This window comes from Streptomyces sp. S3(2020) (genome assembly GCF_013044505.1).
GTDB lineage: Bacteria > Actinomycetota > Actinomycetes > Streptomycetales > Streptomycetaceae > Streptomyces.
Map to the genome: position 1 here is coordinate 1 of NZ_JABERD010000410.1, position 3,920 is coordinate 3,920.

The following is a 3,920-nucleotide window of genomic DNA, read 5'->3' on the forward strand; positions in this document are numbered from 1 at the left end:
CGCCCGCCCACCTTGTCGCCGAGCATCTCGAACAGGCCGACGAACGCCCCGCCCGCCGCCCCGCCCACACAGGCGGTCAGGAACGGGCGGCCGAGCGGCAGGGACACCCCGTAGATCAGCGGCTCACCCACCCCCAGCAGCCCGGCGGGCAGCGCCGACCTGATCGTCGTGCGCAGGGCCGTGTCGTGGCGCAGCCGGACGTAGACCGCCAGGCACGCCCCCACCTGGCCCGCGCCCGCCATGGCGAGGAGGGGGAGGAGGACCGTGTGGCCCTGCTGTTCGATGAGGGTGGTGTGGATGGGGATCAGGGCCTGGTGCAGGCCCAGCATCACCAGGGGCAGGAAGAGGCCGCCGAGGACCGCGCCCGCGAACGGGCCCGTCGTCGTGAGCAGCCAGTTCGCCGCCGTGCCGATCCCCGAGGAGACCGCGCCGGCCGCGTACATGAGGACGTACAGCGTCGCCAGGCCGGAGACGAGGACCGTCAGGGTCGGGGTGACCAGGACGTCCAGCGCCCCGGGGATCCGGCGGCGGCACCACTTCTCGACGTACGTCCCCAGCAACGCGGCCGCCAGCGCGCCCAGCACCCCGCCCTGTCCCGGCGCCAGCGCCACCCCGAACGCCGTCACCTTCGCCACCCCCGGGTACACCACGACCGCCGCGACCGCCCCGCCCAGCACCGGTGTGCCGCCGAACTCCTTCGCGGTGTTGTGGCCGACGAAGACCGCGATCAGGGCCATGAAGGCGGTGGCGATCGCCGCCAGGGCGGGAGTGAGCGACGGGAGCCAGCCCAGGTTCACCAGCAGACCGTTGAGACCCGCCAGCACCCCGCAGCCGATGAGCGCGGGGATCAGCGGGACGAAGACGTTCGCCACGCGCCGCAGCGCCAGTTTCACCGGGGTCGCGTTGCGGGCCTTCTGCGTCTCCTTCCGCAGCAGCGCCTCGAAGTCGGCCGTCACCCGCGCCACCGCGCCCGGGCCCAGCACGATCTGGTACGTGTCGTCCTCGACCACGCCCAGGACGCCCGGCAGCGCCCGCAGCGCCGCCCCGTCCACCTTCGCGCGGTCCACCAGCCCCAGGCGGAGACGGGTCATGCAGTGGGCGACGGAGGTGATGTTCGCGGGGCCGCCGACGAGGGGGAGGAGGGCCGGGGCGAGATCGGTCGAGGTAGGCACGCACCGAGCGTGCTGGTCAGCCGCCCGCCGCCGCCAGCGCGGCGCGCAGATGGCCGCCGGACTCCTCCAGAAGGCGGGTCGCCGTGGGGCCGTCGACATCGGCGAGGAGCGTCAGGACGGCGCTCTTCACCTCGCCGTCGGTGGCCGCCAGAGCCCGCTCGATCTCCTCGTCCGCCGCGCCCGTGGCGAGGGCGACGATCCGGTGGGAGCGGGCGCGCAGCTTCTCGTTGGAGGCGCGTACGTCGACCATGAGGTTCCCGTACGTCTTGCCCAGCCGGATCATCGTGATCGTCGAGAGCATGTTGAGGACCAGCTTCTGGGCGGTGCCGGCCTTGAGCCGGGTGGAGCCGGTGAGCAGCTCCGGACCCACGACGATCTCGATGCCGTGGTCGGCGGCGGCCGCCAGCGCGCTGTGCGCGTTGCAGGACAGGCCGATGGTCAACGCGCCCCGGGCGCGGGCGTGTTCGACGGCGCCGATCGCGTACGGGGTGCGGCCGGAGGCCGAGACGCCGACGACCGTGTCGGACGCCCGCAGCTCCAGCGCGTCGAGGTCCGCCTCCGCCAGCTCCCTGGAGTCCTCGGCGCCCTCGACGGAGGTGACCATGGCCTCGGGACCGCCCGCGATCAGGCCGACGACCTGCGCGGGGTCGGTGTTGAAGGTGGGCGGGCACTCGGAGGCGTCCAGCACGCCGAGGCGCCCCGCGGTACCGGCACCGGCGTAGACGAGGCGGCCGCCGCGGCTCATCCGGGCGGCGATGTCCTCGATGGCGGCGGCGATGACGGGCAGCCCCGCGGCGACGGCGGCGGCCACGGTGGCGTCCTCCGCGTTCATGAGCCGCGCGATGTCGAGGGTGGGAAGCCGGTCGATCTCGGCCAGCTCGGGCCGGAAGGCCTCGGTGGTCAGGGTCTCCAACTCGGCGCGGACAGCACGGGGGTGGGAGGTGGAAGGCATGGGGGGCGGCTACTTTCAGTGATCCGATCTGATCTCATCGGATCTCATCTCGTCTGATCCGATGGCGTGGCTACGGCTTACGGCTTACCGCGGTGTCGATGTGCCAACGCCTCGTACGACGCGGCGAGCGCGGGAGCCGCGGTCTCGTACGTCCGCTGCGCCACCCCCACGAACAGACAGTCCACCACCAGCAGCTGGCTGGTCCGCGACGACATGGCCGCGGGCCGCAGTTCACTCTCGCGCGCCGTCGACGTCGTCAGTACGTGGTCGGCGTACTGCGTGACCGAGCTGTCCGGCCGGCCCGTGATCGCCACCGTCGTCGCTCCGTGCTCGAAGGCGGCCCGCAGCGGCTCGATGACATCGCCGGTGGCGCCCGAGTGCGTGATCGCGATCGCCACGTCGCCCGCCCGCAGCTGCACCGCGTTGGTCACGGCGAGGTGGGGGTCGTGGTGGGCGTGGGCTATGAGCCCTATGCGCAGCAGTTTCTGGGTGAGGTCCTGCGCGACGAGACCGGAGGCGCCGACGCCGTACACGTCGATGCGGCGGGCGGTCGCGGCCGCCGCCACCGCCGCGGCCAGCTGGACGGTGTCGAGGCCGGCCGCGGTGTCGGCGAGGGTCTGCTGCTCGTCGTAGGCGAGCTTGGCGACGACGTCCGCGATGGGGTCGTCCACCGCGATGTCCGTCGTGATCGCGGGCGCGCGGCCCGACTGCTGGTGTGCGGCCAGGCCGGCGAGGGCGAGGCGGAGGTCGCGGTAGCCGGGGTAGCCGAGGATGCGGGCGGTGCGCACGACGGTCGCCTCGCTGGTGCCGGTGAGTTCGGCGAGTCCGGTGACCGTGAGGGCCGCGCAGCCCGCGGGGTCGCCGGCGACGGCCTCGGCGACGCGCTGCATGGAGCGGGTCATGGAGGGGGCGAGGGTGCGCACCTTGGCGGCGAGGGCGGCGGGGGCCGGTGGGGCGCCGCCCGAGCCGTTGCCGAAAATTTCCTTCACTTCCTGGGTCATATATGAAAGATATTTTCGGCTCGGTGTTGGGGTCAAGAGTGCGCACAATGGGTGCATGGATCCCTCCGGCCACCCCATCAGCCCCCTGGAGCAGGCGTTGCACGCGGCACGCGCCCTCGTGCTCGCCGATCTGGTCGCGGGCGAGGTCGCCGAGGCGGACGTGGTGTCGCTGGTCGAGGACTCCGTCGTGCAGCGGCGCTGGTGGGTGGAGCAGTGGCCGGACGGGGTGGAGTTCGTGGCCGGGCTGGTCGCGCAGGACGTCCAGGACGCGCTGCTGGAGCGGTACGGGCGGTGGCCGCTGTGCCCGGTGTGCGAGGCGGGCGATCCGCACGCCCTCGACGTCGAGCCGGAACTGGGGCCCGATCCGCACTGGGTGTGTCACAAGGCGGGGGTGAAGGTCGCCGCGGTGGGGTCGCTGGGTCCCGCGACCGGCGGGGTGGCGTCCTCGTGACCGTCTACGTCGACCCGCCCGACTGGCCCGGGCACGGCCGCATGTGGTCGCACCTCGTCAGCGATGTGTCGTACGACGAACTGCACGCCTTCGCCGACGGGCTGGGCGTGCCGCGGCGGGCCTTCGAACGGGACCACTACGACATCCCCTCACACCGGTACGCGGACGTGGTCGCCGCCGCCCCCGCCCCCCCCCCCCCCCCCCCCCCCCCGCCCCCCCCCCCCCCCCCCCCCGCCCCCCCCCCCGCGCCCCCCTCCCCCGCCCCCCCCCCACCCCCCCACCCCCCCCCCCCCCCCCCCCCCCCCCCCCCCCCCCCCCCCCCCCCCCCCCCCCCCCCCCCCCCC

The 3,920-nt window shown here is 74.2% G+C and carries 4 protein-coding genes and 1 pseudogene; 2 read left to right on the forward strand and 3 right to left on the reverse strand.

Annotated elements, in window-relative coordinates:
- From HLK59_RS48730 to HLK59_RS48740, 3 genes are all read right to left on the reverse strand, one after another.
- Window positions 1–1,172 (reverse strand): PTS transporter subunit EIIC (locus HLK59_RS48730; RefSeq protein WP_346780004.1); only part of this gene is annotated, 1,172 nt, incomplete at its 3' end.
- Window positions 1,173–1,188: 16 nt separating this feature from the next.
- Window positions 1,189–2,124 (reverse strand): N-acetylmuramic acid 6-phosphate etherase, encoded by a 936-nt coding sequence (gene murQ, locus HLK59_RS48735; protein WP_171148124.1) that lies wholly within the window; start codon window positions 2,122–2,124, stop codon window positions 1,189–1,191.
- 77 nt (window positions 2,125–2,201) lie between these two features.
- Window positions 2,202–3,125, reverse strand: coding sequence for a MurR/RpiR family transcriptional regulator (locus HLK59_RS48740; protein ID WP_171148125.1), 924 nt, complete (start codon window positions 3,123–3,125; stop codon window positions 2,202–2,204).
- 55 nt (window positions 3,126–3,180) lie between these two features.
- Between HLK59_RS48740 and HLK59_RS48745 the strand changes: the two genes are divergently transcribed.
- Together HLK59_RS48745 and HLK59_RS48750 are read left to right on the forward strand one after the other, a co-directional pair.
- Window positions 3,181–3,576 carry a hypothetical protein gene (locus HLK59_RS48745; RefSeq protein WP_171148126.1) on the forward strand — a complete coding sequence of 132 codons (396 nt, stop codon included), beginning with the start codon at window positions 3,181–3,183 and terminating at the stop codon, window positions 3,574–3,576.
- A pseudogene (locus HLK59_RS48750) lies at window positions 3,573–3,755 on the forward strand (DUF4031 domain-containing protein); the annotation flags it as partial. The gene HLK59_RS48745 and the pseudogene HLK59_RS48750, both read left to right, overlap by 4 nt.
- Window positions 3,756–3,920 lie beyond the last annotated feature (165 nt).

Bases quoted from the DNA above. Each gene is read 5' to 3' on its own strand.
- murQ (WP_171148124.1), bottom strand. From the start codon at position 2,124: ATGCCTTCCACCTCCCACCCCCGTGCTGTCCGCGCCGAGTTGGAGACC.
- HLK59_RS48740 (WP_171148125.1), bottom strand. From the start codon at position 3,125: ATGACCCAGGAAGTGAAGGAAATTTTCGGCAACGGCTCGGGCGGCGCC.
- HLK59_RS48745 (WP_171148126.1), top strand. From the start codon at position 3,181: ATGGATCCCTCCGGCCACCCCATCAGCCCCCTGGAGCAGGCGTTGCAC.